This window comes from Secundilactobacillus silagei JCM 19001 (assembly GCF_002217945.1).
Lineage (GTDB): Bacteria > Bacillota > Bacilli > Lactobacillales > Lactobacillaceae > Secundilactobacillus > Secundilactobacillus silagei.
In genome coordinates this window covers 128,901-147,457 of record NZ_BCMG01000009.1, presented here as the reverse complement: position 1 = coordinate 147,457, position 18,557 = coordinate 128,901, and the positions used below count along the sequence as shown (strand labels likewise).

The window sequence follows — 18,557 nt, the reverse complement described above, 5'->3', positions numbered from 1 at the left end:
GGAAGGATAAAGCAATGGCGATATCCTTTTTTCGTGTCAACATACATAGATTACAGAAAGAAAAATCTGTTGTCGATCATGTCTTGTGACATGACCAACAACAGATATGATAGAACCAAAATTAATTCGGCTTGACACTAATTTGTGTTAACCCAATCTTCTTTATACCAGACTTTACTGTCGGTATCGGAATTGCACCGAATCAACTACTCGAGGAGTAGGTCGCGGACTGTTACCGCCGGTCGGGAATCACACCCTGCCCTGAAGATGAACCACTTATTTAATTATTTACCCTAATTGTACGGGGGAAACTTCAAAAAAGCAAGTTAATTGTCTAGCTTGGCTACTCGCTTTAACTCCTTAACTTCTTCGGGGTTCAGTTCCCGAAAATCGCCGGGCTGAACACCCTTTAACGTTAAGAACGCATAGGTTTCCCGTTTCAGTTTCATTACCGGGTGACCCACCGCCTGCAGCATCTTCTTGATCTGATGATTTTTACCTTCATGAATCGTGATGGAAACGATCGCCGTCTTACGGCCTTCATCGCTGGACATTAACTTCGTTCTGGCTGGGGACGTCAGCTTACCATCAATGCTGACGCCATGACGCAGACGTTTTAATTCATCGTTAGTTGGGATGCCCTGCACCTTGGCAACGTATGACTTATCGACTTCATACTTGGGATGGGTCAGCTGGTTCGCTAAGGCCCCATCGTTAGTCAGCAGTAATAAGCCGGTAGTGTCATAGTCCAGCCGGCCCACGGGGTAGACCCGTTCTTTGATCTCATCATCCAGCAGGTCGATCACCGTCTTGCGGTGCTTATCATCGGAGACGGTTGAAACCACCTGCCGCGGCTTATTCATTAAAATGTAAACTGGCATTTCAGTCTGAATGGGCATTTCGTCCACTAAAATATGATCATGTTTGCTAACTTTGGTGCCTAATTCCGTTACCGTTTTACCGTTCACTTTAACGTGTCCGGCAGTAATCATCTTTTCGGCACTCCGTCGTGAAGCAACCCCCGCGTGGGCCATAACTTTTTGCAATCGTTCCATGTACTATTTATCCTCCGCATTTATCTGTTGGTTAAACCGTTTTAAAAATAAATCACTGTTCTGTTCTGCATCACCCGTCGTTTGTGCATCTGGCAGCGGCGGTAGGTCCGTCAGCTGTTTAAGCCCAAAATAATCCATAAAGTAATCCGTGGTCTGATACAGCTTAGGCCGCCCCGGTCCCTTTTTACGGCCGGACTCGGCAATCAATTGCCGCAGCATCAACTTATTCAAGGTGCCAGAACTCTGGACGCCCCGGATCTCATCGATTTCAATTCGGGTGATGGGCTGATTATACGCAATAATCGCCAAAACTTCCAGTGATGCTTGAGACAGCCCCGTCGAACTGGGGGCCTCGAAATACTGATTGACGGTATTCGCCAGGCTTTCTTTCGTGGCCAGGCGGACCGTTTCGTTACTTTTTAAAATCACCAGTGCTGAATCCGGATCACTGGCATATTTTTGATTTAATTTGCCTAACGACTGATTGACTGCCGGCACCATTGAATCGGTCAGCGTTGCCAGCTCCGTCACCGTCAGTCCGGATTCGCCGCTAACAAACAGCAGCGCCTCTAATTGCTGTATCTTACTCATTTCTCTTCTCCCAATTTGGCCGGCTTAACGGTGATCGGCATGACCCGGTTAGGCTGATCAACGGCTACTTCATGCTGCTTGGTCATTTCCAGTAACGCTAGGAAAGTCGTCACCAGTTCTTCCTTATTAGGCCGTTGATCAAACAAGTCACCAAAGGCCACTGCCACCCGCGTTTGACTGAGTTTAAACCGCAGCGTATGAATTTGACCTTTAACCGTGTACTGTTCGCTGCGGACCAGCCGCATTGGCAGTTCTGGCTGTCGCTTACGCTGCGTCAAACCGATCAGGCTCCGTCGCAGATCAGCGGTGGTTAAGCCCGGTGCCAACTTGCCTAATTTCACACCAGCCGGCACCGCCATTTCTGGCCGGGTATAAAATTTTTGCCGTGCCAGCGCCTGCTGCTTAAACCAGCCGGCAGCCTGCTTATAGCGCTGATACTGTACTAGTCTAGTCACCAGATCAGACTGCATCTCTTCTAAGCTCGGTTCGTCGTCTTCTTCAGCCGGCGGTTCTTCTACCGGTAACAGCAGTTTGGCCTTCATCTTCATGAGCGTGGCGGCCATGACGAAGTAATCACCGGCCACGTCCAGCTGATGATCCTGCATCTGCCGCAGAGCGGTCATGTACTGATCAGTAATGGCCACGATGGGAATGTCATAAATATCGATGGATGAAGATTTGATCAAGTGCAAGAGCAGGTCTAACGGCCCCTCAAAGTTCTGCACGTGAATCAAAACTGGTGCTTCACTCATGACTGGCCTCCCATTTGGCAACGATTCCCGTCGTTTCCAGGGTGCCCATAATACGCTGCTTGGGATACATATCTTGTAATTCAGTTAAGATCGTATTGGTCTGATTATGATTCCGCACTGCCGGCATCAAGGCAATTAAGCGCACGATGACAAATTTCGGCCGTAACTCAACACCCACGATGCCGGAAAAGTCCTGATTCAGATCTTTCCACAACAGCAGCTGCCGTGCATCGCTATCTTGATACCACTGCAGTTCAGCCTGCAGACGGTCGATCTTTTTTAGCGCGGGTGCAAGCGAGAGCAAGCCCATCGCCACTTTTTCATAGTCAGTCCGGTATTTCAGTAACAAATTGATTCCTCCCAAACGTTACGCTCTTGGATGAGCTTTACGATAAACTTCGGTTAAGTGTTTCTTGGAAATATGGGTATAGATCTGCGTCGTTGAAATATCCGAATGGCCAAGTAATTCCTGAACGATCCGCAGATCAGCACCGTTTTCCAGAATGTGGGTAGCAAATGAATGCCGCAGGGTATGCGGCGTCACGTGCTTACGAATCCCGGCTACACTGACGTAGTACTGAATCTTTTGCCAGATACTTTGCCGGCTCAACCCGCTGCCATGAGCGTTTAAGAAGAGATAGGGCGACGTACGCTGCTTCAGCAGTACCGGCCGGCTTTGATTTAAGTACCGATCGATCCAGTCGATAGCAACGTCACCAATCGGAATGATCCGCTCCTTGTTGCCCTTGCCCAGAGTCTGAATCAGCCCCATTTCCAGGTGCAACTCGCCCATTTTGAGATGGACCAGTTCACTGACCCGCAGCCCCGTAGCGTACATCACCTCTAAAATTGCCCGGTCGCGAATCCCATACTTGTTACTGGTATCCGGTGCCGCTAACAGCGCTTCAACTTCGGCCACCGTCAAGACTTGCGGCAATGGCCGACCCTTTTTAGGCGCTTTGATCTCCGCCATTGGGTCCACCGTCAGCTGATCATTTTCAACGAGGTACTGAAAGAAGTGCCGTAAAGTCGACACCATTCGCGTGACGCTGTTGCGCGCTTTGCCGCTAGTTTGCTGCTGCTTTAAAAAGTTCAGGATCGTCAGTTGGTCGACTTTTACCAGATCCGTAATATGCTGCTGGTCCAAAAACTGCCGAAATTCTTTCAGGTCCAGCCGATACGAACTGATCGTATTGGCGGCTAGTCCCCGTTCGATTCGAAGATCATGCAAAAAATCCTCAGTCTGCTCGTCCGTTTTCATTTTGATCACGTCCCGCTTCAGTCAGCCACAGATAGCCGTCGTGTTCTTCAGCGAACTGCTGCTTCATCAAATGACCCACGGCCCGCTTAAACTGGCCCTTGCTGATTCCAAAGTAATCCTTAATGTCTTCTGGGGCACTCTTGTCCGTAAACGCCACTTTACCTTCTGGCGCATGCTGCAAGGTTGCCAATAACATCAAGGCATCGTCTGGAATCGCTTCATAGGCTCGTGGCCGTAACGAGATTTTTAACGTGCCATCGGGAAATTGGCTAATGACCCGAGCATTTAATTGCTGCCCTAAACGGGGTTCTTGATCCCGTTCTTCGGGTGGAATGAAGCCCAGATGATAGTCAGTAGTCAGCACCATCGTCCCAGTCAATTTCAACCGGTAAGCCGTAACCACTACGTCCTTATTATCTAACTTAGTCGTCACTGGCTGTGCAATGACCCGGTAAAGCGCTTCGTCACCGAGGTCGCCCCACATCCGGCCCTTTTTATCCAGCGTGATCGACAGCATTAGCCGGTCACCGCGTTGGGGCCAAAGGGCATTGATTTCCGGCAAATTATCCAGTGAGACCACAATGTCTTTATTAGGCAGGCCAATATTGACGAACACGCCCAGACCATGCTGCACCCGCACCACTTCACCAAAACCGTAATGGTCAACCTGCACTTTAGGTGCGTTGCGAGTAATTTGCAGTTGGTGCTGTTCGTTTTCGTAAGCAAACCCTTTAAACCGGCTGCCCAGCTTCAGGGGTTTTTCAATTTCAGTCTTGTCGAGTCGAAACGTCAAACCATTCGTCTGAACGTAATATTCCTTGTCATTTTCATCAGTTACTTCGCCGCTAATGATCCGGCCCAGTAACTGCGTTAATTCATTATTCATTTTAGTATCCCCGTTCGTTCTTTGATTGCACATCTCTTGATATTATCGCACATATTGCCCTGCGGTGGTAGTTTATTCTCAAGTCAGCGGTCAAAATTAGAACGACTAAATTGCGTTATTTAGCCACTAAAAAAAGCCTAACCCGCAGGCTAGACTTTTTAAATTGCAATCAATTAAATGATTAAAGTGCGTTTGAAGCACCGTGGTAAACGACACCGCGACGTGAGTCAACAGTAATTAATTCGCCATCAGAAATCTTTTCTGAAGCACCCTTAGCACCAACGATAACTGGAATCCCCATTGAGATACCAACTACGGCTGCGTGTGAAGTTAAACCGCCATTTTCAACGATAACGGCGCTGGCCTTTTCGATAGCTGGCAAATAGTCTTTGTCAGTGTTCTTAGCAACCAAAACGCTGCCTTCAGTAGTCTTAGAGTTAGCTTCCTTAGCGTTGCTTGCTAAAACGGCTTTACCAATAACAGTGTCATCGCCGACACCTTGGCCGCGAACTAACTTTGAACCGATCAATTGAACCTTCATCAAGTTAGTGGTACCACGTTCGCCAACGGGAACACCGGCAGTGATCAAGATCAAGTCGCCTTCCTTAGCTAAGCCGGTTTCAACAGCTTTAGCAGCTGCTAAATCAAACATAGCATCGGTGTTAGCTGGCTTTTCAGCAACGATTGGGTAAACGCCCCAGTTAACCATCAAGCCACGACGAGTACGGTCATCAAAAGTAACGGCCAAGATGTTTGCATCTGGACGGTACTTGCTGATCATACGAGCAGTGTAGCCTGATTCAGTAGCTGCAACGATGGTCTTAACACCCAAGCTCTTAGCAACACGGGCAACTGAAGCACCAATTGATTCAGTAACGTCAGCGTTAGCTAAGTCCATGTGGTCAGTACCAAAGTCCTTCAAAGCATTTTCAGCCTTGATGTCGATTCGGTTCATAGTAGCAACGGATTCTACAGGGTATTCACCGTTAGCACTTTCACCAGAAAGCATGGTTGCATCAGTACCATCAAAGACGGCGTTAGCAACATCAGATGCTTCGGCACGTGTAGGACGTGGGTTTTCTTGCATTGAATCCAACATTTGAGTGGCAGTAATAACTGGCTTACCAATCTTGTTGCATGCACGGATCAAGTGCTTTTGAACTAAAGGCACGTTTTCAGTAGGAATTTCAACACCCATGTCACCACGAGCAACCATCAACCCATCAGAAACCTTGAGGATATCGTCAAAGTTGTTGATACCTTCTTGTGATTCGATCTTAGGGAAGATTTGGACGTGTTCCATGTGCTTTTCTTCCAATAATTCACGAATGTCCATAACGTCTTGTGGCTTACGAACGAATGAAGCGGCAATGAAGTTGATTTCGTGATCCAAACCGAAGCGGATATCAGAAGAATCCTTTTCGGTGATCCCTGGTAAGTTGATTGAAACGCCAGGTGCGTTAACACCTTTACGTGAACCGAGCATACCATCGTTTTGCATGGTACCAACTAATTCTTTGTTGGCATCATCCTTTTCATCAATGACCATGTCAAGCAGACCATCATCGAATAAAACGTGACCGCCAACACTAACATCATCAAATAAGCCAGGATATGTGACCGCAATCTTATCCTTAACACCTTCTAAGGAGTCGTCCATAGAAATTCGGAGCTTGTCACCGGTCTTGTATTGGATCTTACCGTCTTTTTGAACAGTAGTCCGAATTTCAGCACCCTTAGTATCAAGCATGATACCAACGGTCTTACCAGTAATCTTTTCAGCTTCGTGGACCTTGTTTAAACGGTCTAAATGTTCTTCATGGTCACCATGAGAAAAGTTGAACCGGAAAATATTTGCACCGGATTCAATTAATTTAACAATAGTGTCCACATCAGTACTAGCGGGACCAAGGGTACTTACGATCTTGGTTTTCTTCATAAGAAAAATCTCTCCTTTGAGTTTAGGACTAATTCATTCGCTCGACCATCTTGTGACAGTTATCACATTCAAACCAGTCCAATTTGGAATCCGTAAGTTATTTTAGCACTTTTCAAATTTATTGTCTGCGGTGTTTGTCCAAAAACTGTACATTTCCGGTATAAAAGCGTTTTCATGCCCTTTATTGAGATTATCTTAACTAACAATTTTAAGATTTGACCTGTAACACTACGTTATGGTCACCCAAAATTTGTTCTAATGGTTTCACTAATTGCTCACTGGCTGGCAACCAAAATGACTGGCTTAAAAGCCGTTTGCTGTCATCACTGACCCGGTAAACAATCACTGGTGTTCGCCCCTCATGTGCCTGCAAAAACTGGGTTAACTTAGTCATCGTAACCGTTTCATCCGCGGAAGCCGTTAACCGCAAGAACCAGCGGTCACCGTGCAGCTCTTTTACTGACGGTTGTGCCGGTTTGATTGAGGCTGCCTGTACCACTGAGTCAGCAACAACTTGAACGCTGCCCCGGTTAGTCTCAGTTTTACCAGTCACTAAAATTACCTGTTCCTTTGCCAGCCACGGTGCAATCTGCCGGTAAGTGCTGGGAAAGACTGTAATACTGATCTCACCCGTCAGATCACTGGCCGTCAGAAACGCCATTTGATCCCCGCGCTTGGTGCGAATCGTGCGAATCCGAGTAACGTAGACCACTAGGGTCACGTGCTGATCCGCGCTGACATCACCAATCGTGACTGCTCCGCGTTGCTGCGCTAATTCAGCAAATTGCTCAACGGGGTGGCCTGACAGATAAGCGCCCAGGTACTCATTTTCCTTTTCCAGCCGCTCAGTTAACGGGAAATCCGGCTGGTGCTTGATCTTAGGCGCCAGTGCTTCAAATAGATCCACACTATTGCCGCTCAGTTCCACACTGCTGAGAAATTCCGGCAGACTAGCAATCAGTTCCGCTCGGTTGTAGCCAAAATCGTCAAAGGCGCCGGAATAGATCAGCCCTTCGATCAAATCGGCTTTCAGCCATTTAGGATCCAGCCGCACCAAAAATTCGTGTAGCGACTTAAAACGGCCATTGGTCTGCCGCTCGTCCATGATGCTTTGCAGCAGATCCCGTCGCATCCCCTTGATGGAAGCCAGGCCAAACCTGATCTGGCCCTTTTCCAATCTAAAATAGCTGCTGCTGTAATTAATATTGGGCGGCAAAACAACCACCTGATGCCGTTTGGCTTCCATCAAGTACAGTTTGGTTTTAGTGCTATTATTTAGCACGGAGTTCAGCAACGCGGTAAAGAAGGCCGCCGGATAATGGGCTTTTAGATAGGCTAATTCAAACGCCATCTTACTGTAAGCCACGGCGTGTGAGCGGTTAAACCCGTAGTTAGCAAACCGGTCGATATAGTCAAAAGTAGCTTGGGCGACTGACGTTTCATGCCCCTGGGCAACCGCACCATCAATAAACCGCTTGCGCATGGCTTCCATGGTGGCCTTTTTCTTTTTACTCATGGCCCGCCGCAGTAAATCGGCTTGGCCCAGCGTAAAGCCGGCCATCGCTGATGCGACTTGCATGACCTGTTCTTGATACACGATGATGCCGTACGTGGGTGCCAAAATGGTCTTTAAAGACTCATCCGGATACGTTACGGGTTCTTGATTGAACCGGCGTTTAATAAAGTGGTCAATATTTTCCATTGGCCCTGGCCGGTATAGGGCGTTAACAGCTGCCACGAGTTCAAAGGAATCGGGGTGCAGCCGTCTTAAAACGTTCTTGATCCCACTGGATTCAAACTGGAACACGCCATTGGTATCACCTTTTTGAAATAGTTCTAAGGTTGCTTGATCATTCAAATTGATCTGGCTGATATTTAGATCGTGCCCCGTTTGAACTTTAACGTACTTCAAGGCAGCAGCCAATAAACTCAGGTTCCGTAATCCCAGAAAATCCATTTTCAGTAGGCCGACCTGTTCAACGTAGTCCTTAGTGTACTGGGTCATCAGCATCGTTTCCGACCCGTTTTGAACCGGCACGATGTCCGTTAATGGTTTGTCACTTAACACGATGCCGGCCGCGTGGGTCGAATAGTGCCGTGGCAGCCCTTCTAGTTTAGACGCCGTTTCAAATAATAATTTGTTAGTGGCAGAGTCCGCCACCAGATTGCGCAGTGGCTGTGACTGTTCATAGGCTTCCTTCAGGGAAATATGCAGCACGCTGGGAATTGTTTTACTCCATTCGCTTAATTCGTACGGCCGCAAGCCAAACACCCGGCCGACATCCCGAATCGCTTGTTTAGTGGCTAAGGTGCCAAAGGTAATGATCTGTCCGACCCGTTCATGGCCGTACTTTTGGTGAACGTATTCCAGTACTTCTTCGCGGCGGTTATCCGGAATATCCAAATCAATATCTGGCATCTGCGCCCGTTCTTCGTTCAAGAAACGTTCGAATAGCAGATTATATTCCAATGGATCCACATCCGTAATACCCAGCACGTAGGCCACCAGTGACCCGGCAGCCGACCCCCGACCAGGACCAGTGGTGATCCCGGCCCGTTTGGTAAACTGCATGACATCCCAGACAATCAGAAAATAATCATTAAACCCCATTCGGTCAATGACGTCTAATTCATGATCTAGCCGCTGGTGATAAGGAGCTGCATCCGTCACGTGATTTTCCTGCAGCCGGTTGGTCAGCCCCGTCTGGCACTGAGTCAATAAATAGGTCTTAGCGGATTGCTGATCCGGTGTCTGAAATTGAGGCAATTGCGGATGCTGAAACTTCAACTGGAGCTGACAGGCGTCAGCCACCGTTGCCGTTAGCTCCGCCGCTGCTTTCAGACCGAGATCCTCATACAAACTGCTATATTCAGCGGCTGGCCGCAGCCAGTACTGGCCGGTCTGCTGCTGAGCTGCTGCCAAATTGCTGATGGTCGTACCGTCCTTGATTGCGTTTAACACGCTCACCGCAAACCGGTCACTAGCGTCTAAATAACGGACTTCGGGCAACGCCACGACCTTCACGCGCGCATCCGCCGCCAACTTGGTCAGCAGCTGACGCACCGTTTGTGACTGGGTGGGTGCAATGCCAATCAACAGGCTGTTTTCATCCACAACTTGGCCTAACCGGGTCAATAACTGGTGCACATTATCCTGCTGTCCCTGGTCTAACCAATACTGCAGTTCGCTTTCGCTAGGTAAAATCACCATCAAATCGTGCAGCCACTGCTGGACTTGCGCCACCGTCACCGGTTCCTGGTCCGAGCGGGTTTGCAGAAACGACGAAATCGCCATTAAATGCTGATAACCAGCTTGGTTCTTCGCCAGCAGAACCATGGGAAAAGTCTGTTCCGTCGCAAATAGACCGGCCAAGTCAGCCGTTAAGCCAATGATTGGCTGAACCTTGTACTTTAAACAGGTCTGGTAAAACGCCACCGTCCCGTACATCACGTTACGGTCGGTCAGCGCCAATGCCTGATAACCGCGTTCAGCCGCCGTTTTAACCAGTTCATCCAGTTGATTGGTACTCTGCAGCAGGCTGTAACTGCTGATGACTTGTAAGGGGACAAATACCATGTCTTCTCGGCTTCCTTTCTCGTTGAGATTCTGCTCTTTATTATAACAGAGACTCGCAATTGAAGGCTTTCAATTTGGCCGACAATATGCTAAAATTTCAAATGATAGCGAGGTGTCTACAATGAAAATATTAGAAGCAAACTTGGTTGTCATCTTTTGGGCAATTATCTTTGGTGAAGTCATTGGTTACATCGGTAGCCAACTGGAGCTGATGCACTACGTCCCAATGCAAATTGGCATCGTAGCAACCATTGCTGCTTTGATCTTTACCAACGGAATTAAATTAGTTTCAAATTCGGATACAAAAGCCAAAAATTAGCGGTTATAAAAAAGCGGTGGTCCTTAATTAAAGGACTGCCGCTTTTTTATTTTCCATTAGGCTTTTTCACTGGCAACTTCATCGGTTGGAGTCGCACTCGTGTTAAATACCAGATCGTCACCGGCATCATTTAAAGCCAGCTCAACCGTACTATTAGCACTGACTTTACCGCCAATGATCAGTTTGGCTAACGGGGTCTCCACCACGTTGGTAATGGTACGTTCTAGCGGTCTTGCCCCATAGGCTGGCAGATAGCCGCGCTTGGCTAACCACTGCGCTGCTGCTGAAGTAATCGTCAGCGTGATCTGCTGTTCTGCCAGTCGAGCAGACAGACGCTGAATCAGTTTGCCCACGATCTGCTCAACGTCACTCATCGTTAACGGCTTAAACATGATCGTGTCATCGATCCGGTTCAAAAATTCTGGCTTAAACGACCGCTGCAGCAGGCTGGCAACCTGTTTTTTAGCATCGTCTGAAATCTTGCCTTGCGCATCCGTGCCTTCCAGCAAAATATCCGAGCCCAGATTAGAGGTCATGATCAACAACGTGTTCTTAAAGTTGACCGTCCGCCCCTGACTATCCGTTAAACGACCGTCGTCTAAGACTTGCAGTAACAGGTTAAAGACGTCAGGATGGGCCTTTTCAATTTCATCAAACAACACGATGGAATATGGGTGCCGGCGAACCGCTTCTGTCAGCTGACCGCCTTCTTCATAGCCCACGTAGCCGGGAGCCGCTCCCACTAACCGCGAAACGGATTCTTTTTCCATGTATTCCGACATATCGATCCGGATCATTTCGCTTTCTGAATCAAACAAGGATTCTGCCAAGGCCTTTGCCAGTTCGGTTTTCCCGACACCGGTTGGCCCTAGGAATAGGAAGGATCCCAACGGTTTGCTTGGATCCTGCAGACCGGCCCGTGACCGTAAAACGGCGTCTGACACGGCCTGGACTGCTTCGTCTTGGCCAATCACCCGTTTGTGCAGATTATCTGCTAAATGCAGCAGTTTTTCCCGCTCAGTGGCTACCAGACGGTTAACGGGAATTCCGGTCATCTTCGCGACTACCGCCGCAATTTCTTTTTCGGTGACCGATTCTTCGACCAGCCAGTCGTCCGAATGGTCCTTTTGCTCCATCGCGACCAACTCTTTTTTCAGTTGGGGAATGGTCCCGTGCTGTAAGACCGCGGCCTTATCCAAATCATACTGGGATTCGGCTTCGTTCAAATCGTGGTTGGCTTTATCTAATTCCCGCTTTTTCTTACTTAAGGCGTCCAAGGACTGCTTTTCGTCTTCCCAGCGGGCGTTCAAACTGCCAACGGTTTCCTTCACATCCGCCAAGTTCTTTTGAACTTCCTTCAGCCGGTTTTGTGACGCTTCATCGGTTTCCTGCTTTAAGGCCGCTTCTTCCACTTGCAGCCGCATCATTTGTCGCCGCGCTTGGTCCAATTCAGTGGGGGCTGAATTCATTTCTACCCGAATCGAAGCAGAGGCCTCATCGACGAGGTCTAACGCCTTATCCGGCAAATAACGGTCCGTGATGTAGCGATCCGACAGCTTAGCCGCCGCCACTAGCGCATTATCGTGAATCCGAACGCCATGGTGCACTTCGTAGCGTTCCCGCAGTCCCCGCAAAATGGTAACCGTATCTTCAACTGACGGTTCTGCCACAGGAACTTTCTGGAACCGGCGCTCAAGTGCCCGGTCCTTTTCCATGTACTTGCGGTACTCATCAGTGGTCGTGGCCCCGATCAAATGCAGTTCGCCACGGGCTAACATTGGCTTTAACAGGTTACCAGCATCCATACTGCCTTCCGTCTTACCGGCACCAACAATGTTATGGATTTCATCAATGAACATGATGATGTCCCCGTTGGACTTCTTCACTTCTTTTAAGACGGACTTCAGCCGTTCCTCAAATTCACCACGGTATTTCGCCCCGGCAATCAGAGAACCCATGTCCAGTGAGAAAATCGACTTGTTCTTCAAATTTTCCGGCACATCACCACGGGCGATTCGTTGCGCCAGACCTTCGACGATCGCCGTTTTACCGACCCCGGGTTCCCCAATCAGGACCGGGTTATTTTTGGTCTTTCGCGACAGGATCCGGGTGATCGTCATGATCTCGTCATCCCGGCCAATAATCGGGTCGCGTTTGCCGCTACGCATGGCTTTGACTAAGTCAGTCCCGTATTTTTCTAAGGCTTGAAAACCCTCTTCTTGATTTTTTGACGTGATTTTTTCACCCCCACGAATTTCAGTAACCTTATTTTTAACTTGCTGCAGGGTCAATCCCTGTTCCGTTAGATAGTCGCCTAGTCGGCTGCCGCTCATCTGAACGACAGCAATCACCAACGTGTCGCTGGCAATGTATTCATCGCCGAGATCTTTGCGGACTTCATCGCCCTTTTGTAGCAACCGGTATAGGTCTGGTGATAGGTTTTGCCCGTAAGTCACGTTCCCGTCAACTTCGCTGATCTTATCGATTTCACTGTCTAATTCGGCATTTAACTTCGTGATATCAAGGCCCAGTTCGCTAAAGATCTGCCGGTCCAGTTGACCTGGTTGAATTAAGAATTTAAATAGGTGTGAGACACCGATCGACTGCTGTTTACGGTTAACGGCAATTTGCTGTGCCTCCGCAATCGCATCCGTCACTGATTGCGTTAAGATGTCTGGATTCATTAAACGATCATCATCCTTTACTGGTTATCCTGAGTAATTAATTTCTTGGTTTATTTTAGCATAGGCCATCCGTATTACCAACCATTTGACCTTATTTGACCAAACTATTTTAACGGGCTTTTCGGCGACTTTTGGTCCGCCTTTGAAACACGTCATCAGCCGGTTTAAAGCCCCAAAATTTGTGGCCCCGGTAAGTTTGCTGCGCTAATTTACCGTGCACGGCCATGGGTTTACCCCGCTTGGTCTTGATCTGAAACTGAACTTCCTTGCCAGCCAATAGGTCGGCCACTTCCTGGGTGGTAAACCGGTGGCCGCCCCAGACCTGGTTAAAGCTCACTTCTTTACCGGTGCTGGTCTGACCACCGGTTTTCGCCTTCTTGGGATAGTGTTTGACCAACTTTTCTGGTTCCCCCAGACTGGCTTTCAGCTTATCAGCATTTTTCACCATGATCGGTAAATCGTGCGTTACCGTCTGTGTCGCCGTAGTCAGCAATTCATCGGGGTGCAATTTAAATGACCCCACCTGATCCATGAGCGTCATCAGCCGTTTGGTCGCGTTAGTACTGCTGATAATGGTCCCCTCGGTCAAAATCGCGGAAATGGTCCCCGTATCCGTTAGTGACAGTGCGCCTCGGCGTTCCTTCATCAGCGCCGTCGTCCCAGCGGTGATCTGTGACAGTGTTGAGACCCGGGTCGCCCCAGTACCAATATTATAGTGCTGCAGGTAATTCATCAGCCACTTCATGGTGGGTCTCACCGGCTTCTTATTGGCGCCTTCAAAGATAAACGGGGCCGCGGTTTGACCCAGTTTTCCCTGGGCTTCACCCTGAGCTTCATCCACATCACTGATCTGGCGGGAACTATCAAAAATCAGCTTGTAATTCAGGGCCACGGGAACGTTAAAAGCGGTCTTAAAGCTGGGATAATCGGCTAGCTCAGCGGTGACGTGGTCAAACTGATAATCTTCCCCCAGCATAGCTAGATAGTTCTTCGCCACCACCGAATAAATTGCCGGCCCCGACTTGCCGTATTTCGACAAACTGGCTAGGGTTTGCGGCACTCTTTCACCGGGACGGTTGGCCCCGTGATCCACACTACCAGTCGTCACGTGAGTAAATCGCGGTTTGCGGTGCGTCAATAAGCTTTGATCAACGTTGACCACCCTAGCAATCGTCGGCACTAACGGCAGCAGCTGATAAAACTGCGCCATGGAGATCTTGCTGTCATCCGTCCGGGGATAGCTGACGATCTTAGCTTCATACATTTTTTGATAAGTGCTTAAAACTTCTTTAGCGTTGTACCCTTTTGGCGCCAGAATTGACGCTAAATTAGACAGATCAAGCAGTTTCGGTGGTGCCGAATGCCGGCGAACCGTTTTCACGTTAGTAATGGCGCTGTCATGATACTGCGCCATTTCCGTGGCAGCGTCCGCCTTGACCGCGTGGCGCCACTTAGCCGCCGCCTCGTCATCCTTAAACTTCCGGGCAAAAACGTGCTCGGCGTTATCCTGAAATTTAACTTCATAGAAGGCTTTGCGCTTGTAGTTTTTAACCAGTGTCGCCTGTTCGTGCACGTGGCGCACCATCAACGATTTCAACCGGCCTTCCCGCACGACCTTCACTGGATAGCCCGCCTGTTTGGTCACCGTGGTGGCGATTCGAGTCAGCTGCATGGACAGGAAATCCCACTTGCTGCGGGCATCCGATTTCAGATAATCACCGTCTGACTGCTGGCTGCTGATCGGCTTAATCTCCCGAAAACCCGCTTGAATCGACCGCGCCTCCTCATCGGCAAAATACAGCCGTTTGACCGGTTTACGCCACTTGATGGCGTTAATGATCTCCCAGGCCAGTAACTCACCTTCACCGGAAGGGTCCACATCGGTCGCAATAACCAATGCATCGCAGTCTTTAACGTTCTTTTTGATCTCCACCAGATCTGATTTAGTTGATTTTTTCCGACCAGTCCGGGGATTCTTCGCCATAATGGGCTGCTTTTCCCAACTAAAATCAGCCACCTGCCAAGGCAAATGCTCCAGCTTCCATGACCGGTACTGCGCTGCCTTATCTTCTGGTACCTGTTCTTTAGGATCCACAAACTCCATTAGATGCCCGTGAGAGTGGACGATTTTGTAGGAATGCCCCTCAAATTCACCGCTGGTTCCGCCTAACGCACTGGCAAAGTTCTTGGCAGCACTGGCTTTTTCACATAAAATGGCATATTCTGTCATCCGTTTTCCTCCGTTACCATCATTTATTGTGAGTTTAAAAAGAGTTTTAGCAAACTAGTCATTCGCTAAAGCTCTTTTTGCGAATTCATTTAACCCGCGGCTCACTGATTATTTTTTAAATTCAGGGCAATGATCTTCAAAATCACGTCCGTTGCTTGCGCCATGGTCTGCTCCGACACGTATTCAAAGCGGCCGTGCATGTTTTCACCGCCAGCAAATATATTCGGTGTTGGTAAGCCTAAAAAGGAGAGCTTAGACCCATCCGTTCCACCGCGAATCGGTGCAATATCTGGTTTAATGCCCAGTTCCATCATGGCCTGTTTTGCCAGTTCCACCACGCTCATGTCCTTTTCGAGGATTTCACGCATATTGTAATACTGGTCCTTAAGCGTCACCTGAACCGTGCCGGTACCGTACTGGTCGTTTAACCGATCAGCGATGCCCTGAAAGAGTTGCTTGCGCGTTTCAAACCGCTCCCGGTCATGGTCGCGGATGATGTAGCCCAGATCAGCCGTATCGACATCCCCACTTATTTTGTACAGGTGGAAGAAGCCTTCTCGACCAGCCGTCTTTTCGGGGCGGTCATGTTCGGGCAGCGCATCGTGAAAATCAATTGCCAGCTGATTAGCGTTGACCATGGTGTCCTTCGCATCACCCGGATGCACGTTGGTTCCCGTAATGTGGACCCGGCCATCCGCGGCGTTAAAGGTCTCGTATTCCAGCTGTCCTAAAGGTCCGCCATCCACGGTGTACGCAAAGTCAGCACCAAAGTCCGCCACGTCAAAATGATCAGCGCCAGTGCCAATTTCTTCGTCCGGGCCCAGACCGATTTTAACCGTGCCGTGTTTGATTTCTGGGTGTTCAAGCAAATATTGCATCGCTGTGATGATCTCCGCCACACCGGATTTATCATCGGATCCCAGTAAGGTTGACCCATCGGTGGTGATCAACGTTTGACCCTGGTATTTCCGTAAACTGGGAAAGACTTTAGGATCCAGCTGGTACTTACCAGCCGAATCCAGCTTGATCACCGAATGACCGTCGTAATTTTCAACGATCTGCGGATTGACATGGTGGGCGTTGAAGTCCGCGGTATCCACATGGGCAATAAACCCAATCGTGGGAACTGATTTATCCGTATTAGCGGGTAACGTGGCATAGACGTAGCCGCTGGGCTTGGAAACGTGGATATCAGCTAGTCCAATTTCCGTCATTTCGTTAGCTAAAGTTTTTAGAAAGTCAACTTGCGTTTGCGTAGTTGGCACCGTGTTACTTGCTTCATCTGAACGGGTCTCAACCTTAACGTATTTTAAAAAACGGGGAATCAGATTTTGGTATTGCATCAGTGATCATCCTTTCAAATAAACGTGAACGGGTCCGTGTTTAACGCTGATGGCACGATCTCAAACTGCCACTTATTCTGATCCCGCCACTGCTCAAATAATTCGGTAAGGTGCGGCTTGCAGATACTTTCAATGTGGTGGCCAGGATCGATCACTGGGAAATGCGCAGCAATCATGTCATGACCGGTATGGTAGTACACATCACCAGTCACGTAAGCATCGGCACCCTTTTGCTGGGCAATTTTGAAGAATTTACCGCCATCGCCACCGAGAACAGCAATGCGCTGAATCGACTGATCCATGTCAGCAGCCACTACCCGCAGACCAGCAACGTGAAAGACCTGCTTACAGTGTTCGGCAAATTCCCGCACCGTCATTGGTTTCGATAGATTGCCGATGCGGCCCATGGCATATTGCGTCCCTTCATCGGATAGCTTAGTCAGCTCCAAAGCGGGATGGCCGCCAGGATAGACGGCATTCACTGCCTGCGTTACGGCCTGCAGTTTAGATGCTGGCACCCGCGCTTGAAGCGCCAATTCCTCGGTACTGTTACGTTCGCCAACTGGACCCAGATCTGGGTCAGCCCCCTGCATCGGTGTGAACCAGGTGGTGCCGCTCCATTCAAAGCTGGCACCGGAATAGCGGGCCATATCACCAGCCCCGGCACCCACCATGGCCAAGCGAATCGCATCCGCGTAGACCGACTGCACATGAACCGTCAGCAAGTAATTGGTCTCACGCACGCCATCGACCATGCCAATGGTATCCGTCAGACCAAGTGCATCCGCCAGCCAGTCGTTCATTCCGCCGTTGGCACTGTCTAAATTCGTGTGCGCGGCATACACTGTGATGTGATGCTGCAGTAACGTGGCGTACATCTGGTTTTGCGGATCGCTTAAATCGAGGTTCTTCGCCGGGTGAAACATCATAGGATGGTGGGCAAAAATAAAGTCGGCGCCAATTTTGACCGCTTCAGCCACCACTTCTGGTCTGACATCCAGTGTCACCAGCACCTTGTGAAAATCAGCGTCTAATGAACCCAGCTGCAGTCCCACCGGATCCTTGGGTTCGGCAATCGACTTGGGTGCAAACTGTTCAAAACGTTCGATCAATGTTCTAATCTTCATCTAAAATGACCTCCTGAATTTGCTGACACTCCCGTTCAAACTCCTGAATCTTCGCTTCGGGCGCGTTCTTGGCTTGTTTCATCGTTTGGATAACTTGCTGCAGACGCGCTTGTTCACTGCGCCATTTAGTTGTTAACACGGGATTCTTTTCTTGCAGCAGGAACGGGCCAAATTTAAGCTCTGCCACAGAATACTTAACAGCGTGTTCTGCTGGATCCGCCACGATAATTTCATAAATGTGACCGTCTTCGGCTAAAATGCGTTCCGCCACGATTTGATAATGGTTGTCCTGCAGCCAGCGCCGCACGTGATCTTCACCCACGTTGGGCTGTAAAATCAACCGTTCATGGTGAGTCAAGTGTGCCTTGCCGCTCTCTAAAATGTTAGTGATCAGCGTACCGCCCATGCCGGCAATCACGATCGTGTCGATCTGATCATCTGGCTGAATTGCCGCTAGTCCATCAGCTAAACGGGCGGTGATCACGTCGGTTAACTGCTCACCGTCAATTTCTGATACGGCGTTGTGGTAAGGCCCCTTCACGACTTCACCAGCAATGGCCGTTTTAATGACTCCCTGTTTAGCTAAATGCACTGGCAGGTACGCGTGGTCTGACCCAATATCGGCCAAACGAGCACCGGGTTTTACGAAATCAGCTACGGTCTGTAGCCGGTTGGATAAGTGTGTCCCATTCATAGGTTGGTTGCCCCTTTTCATAAATAATCGTAGTTCTATTATAGGCTAGAGGGCAAACCTAGCACAACATTTCACGCCGTTTTAATTGGTCACAAAAAG

Annotated in this window: 14 protein-coding genes and 1 riboswitch; of the genes, 1 reads left to right on the top strand and 13 read right to left on the bottom strand. The window is 49.1% G+C overall.

Features of this window, described 5'->3' with window-relative positions; translation table 11 throughout:
- Window positions 1–151: 151 nt before the first annotated feature.
- A riboswitch (FMN riboswitch) is annotated at window positions 152–273 on the bottom strand.
- Window positions 274–326: 53 nt separating this feature from the next.
- The 8 genes from CES79_RS09200 to dnaE form a co-directional block, all read right to left on the bottom strand.
- On the bottom strand, window positions 327–1,055 hold the full coding sequence (locus CES79_RS09200; RefSeq protein WP_054656436.1) for a pseudouridine synthase: 729 nt from the start codon (window positions 1,053–1,055) through the stop codon (window positions 327–329).
- A gap of 3 nt (window positions 1,056–1,058) precedes the next feature.
- Complete coding sequence (gene scpB, locus CES79_RS09195) at window positions 1,059–1,646, bottom strand: SMC-Scp complex subunit ScpB (RefSeq protein ID WP_089137001.1); 588 nt, start codon at window positions 1,644–1,646, stop codon at window positions 1,059–1,061.
- A complete protein-coding gene (locus CES79_RS09190) occupies window positions 1,643–2,398 on the bottom strand; it encodes a segregation and condensation protein A (RefSeq protein ID WP_054656435.1) in 756 nt (251 codons plus the stop codon). Before CES79_RS09190 ends, scpB begins: the two co-directional genes overlap by 4 nt.
- Complete coding sequence (locus tag CES79_RS09185) at window positions 2,391–2,747, bottom strand: N-acetyltransferase (RefSeq protein WP_089137000.1); 357 nt, start codon at window positions 2,745–2,747, stop codon at window positions 2,391–2,393. The genes CES79_RS09190 and CES79_RS09185 overlap by 8 nt, the downstream gene beginning before the upstream one ends.
- An 18-nt stretch (window positions 2,748–2,765) precedes the next feature.
- Entirely contained in the window at window positions 2,766–3,659 is an 894-nt protein-coding gene (gene xerD / locus CES79_RS09180) for a site-specific tyrosine recombinase XerD (RefSeq protein ID WP_054656434.1), read from the bottom strand.
- Entirely contained in the window at window positions 3,637–4,545 is a 909-nt protein-coding gene (locus CES79_RS09175; protein WP_089136999.1) for a CvfB family protein, read from the bottom strand. Before CES79_RS09175 ends, xerD begins: the two co-directional genes overlap by 23 nt.
- A gap of 181 nt (window positions 4,546–4,726) precedes the next feature.
- Entirely contained in the window at window positions 4,727–6,484 is a 1,758-nt protein-coding gene (pyk, locus tag CES79_RS09170) for a pyruvate kinase (RefSeq protein ID WP_054656433.1), read from the bottom strand.
- A 208-nt stretch (window positions 6,485–6,692) separates the two neighbouring features.
- Complete coding sequence (gene dnaE, locus CES79_RS09165) at window positions 6,693–10,061, bottom strand: DNA polymerase III subunit alpha (protein ID WP_089136998.1); 3,369 nt, start codon at window positions 10,059–10,061, stop codon at window positions 6,693–6,695.
- Window positions 10,062–10,182: 121 nt separating this feature from the next.
- Between dnaE and CES79_RS09160 the strand changes: the two genes are divergently transcribed.
- Entirely contained in the window at window positions 10,183–10,380 is a 198-nt protein-coding gene (locus tag CES79_RS09160; protein WP_054656432.1) for a YjzD family protein, read from the top strand.
- Window positions 10,381–10,436: 56 nt separating this feature from the next.
- On the opposite strand, the gene clpB is transcribed toward CES79_RS09160, so the two are convergent.
- The 5 genes from clpB to CES79_RS09135 form a co-directional block, all read right to left on the bottom strand.
- Window positions 10,437–13,064, bottom strand: a complete 2,628-nt coding sequence (gene clpB, locus CES79_RS09155; RefSeq protein ID WP_089136997.1) for an ATP-dependent chaperone ClpB — start codon at window positions 13,062–13,064, stop codon at window positions 10,437–10,439.
- A 109-nt stretch (window positions 13,065–13,173) separates the two neighbouring features.
- Entirely contained in the window at window positions 13,174–15,294 is a 2,121-nt protein-coding gene (locus tag CES79_RS09150; protein ID WP_089136996.1) for a DNA topoisomerase, read from the bottom strand.
- A 101-nt stretch (window positions 15,295–15,395) separates the two neighbouring features.
- On the bottom strand, window positions 15,396–16,640 hold the full coding sequence (gene pepT / locus CES79_RS09145; RefSeq protein WP_089136995.1) for a peptidase T: 1,245 nt from the start codon (window positions 16,638–16,640) through the stop codon (window positions 15,396–15,398).
- A gap of 11 nt (window positions 16,641–16,651) precedes the next feature.
- Window positions 16,652–17,764, bottom strand: coding sequence for a Nif3-like dinuclear metal center hexameric protein (locus CES79_RS09140; protein WP_089136994.1), 1,113 nt, complete (start codon window positions 17,762–17,764; stop codon window positions 16,652–16,654).
- Complete coding sequence (locus tag CES79_RS09135; RefSeq protein WP_054656431.1) at window positions 17,754–18,458, bottom strand: tRNA (adenine(22)-N(1))-methyltransferase; 705 nt, start codon at window positions 18,456–18,458, stop codon at window positions 17,754–17,756. Before CES79_RS09135 ends, CES79_RS09140 begins: the two co-directional genes overlap by 11 nt.
- Window positions 18,459–18,557 lie beyond the last annotated feature (99 nt).

What these genes read in the sequence shown, in the direction of transcription:
- CES79_RS09200 (WP_054656436.1), bottom strand. Translation starts at nt 1,055, where the DNA reads ATGGAACGATTGCAAAAAGTTATGGCCCACGCGGGGGTTGCTTCACGA.
- scpB (WP_089137001.1), bottom strand. Translation starts at nt 1,646, where the DNA reads ATGAGTAAGATACAGCAATTAGAGGCGCTGCTGTTTGTTAGCGGCGAA.
- CES79_RS09190 (WP_054656435.1), bottom strand. Translation starts at nt 2,398, where the DNA reads ATGAGTGAAGCACCAGTTTTGATTCACGTGCAGAACTTTGAGGGGCCG.
- xerD (WP_054656434.1), bottom strand. Translation starts at nt 3,659, where the DNA reads ATGAAAACGGACGAGCAGACTGAGGATTTTTTGCATGATCTTCGAATC.
- CES79_RS09175 (WP_089136999.1), bottom strand. Translation starts at nt 4,545, where the DNA reads ATGAATAATGAATTAACGCAGTTACTGGGCCGGATCATTAGCGGCGAA.
- pyk (WP_054656433.1), bottom strand. Translation starts at nt 6,484, where the DNA reads ATGAAGAAAACCAAGATCGTAAGTACCCTTGGTCCCGCTAGTACTGAT.
- dnaE (WP_089136998.1), bottom strand. Translation starts at nt 10,061, where the DNA reads ATGGTATTTGTCCCCTTACAAGTCATCAGCAGTTACAGCCTGCTGCAG.
- CES79_RS09160 (WP_054656432.1), top strand. Translation starts at nt 10,183, where the DNA reads ATGAAAATATTAGAAGCAAACTTGGTTGTCATCTTTTGGGCAATTATC.
- clpB (WP_089136997.1), bottom strand. Translation starts at nt 13,064, where the DNA reads ATGAATCCAGACATCTTAACGCAATCAGTGACGGATGCGATTGCGGAG.
- CES79_RS09150 (WP_089136996.1), bottom strand. Translation starts at nt 15,294, where the DNA reads ATGACAGAATATGCCATTTTATGTGAAAAAGCCAGTGCTGCCAAGAAC.
- CES79_RS09140 (WP_089136994.1), bottom strand. Translation starts at nt 17,764, where the DNA reads ATGAAGATTAGAACATTGATCGAACGTTTTGAACAGTTTGCACCCAAG.
- CES79_RS09135 (WP_054656431.1), bottom strand. Translation starts at nt 18,458, where the DNA reads ATGAATGGGACACACTTATCCAACCGGCTACAGACCGTAGCTGATTTC.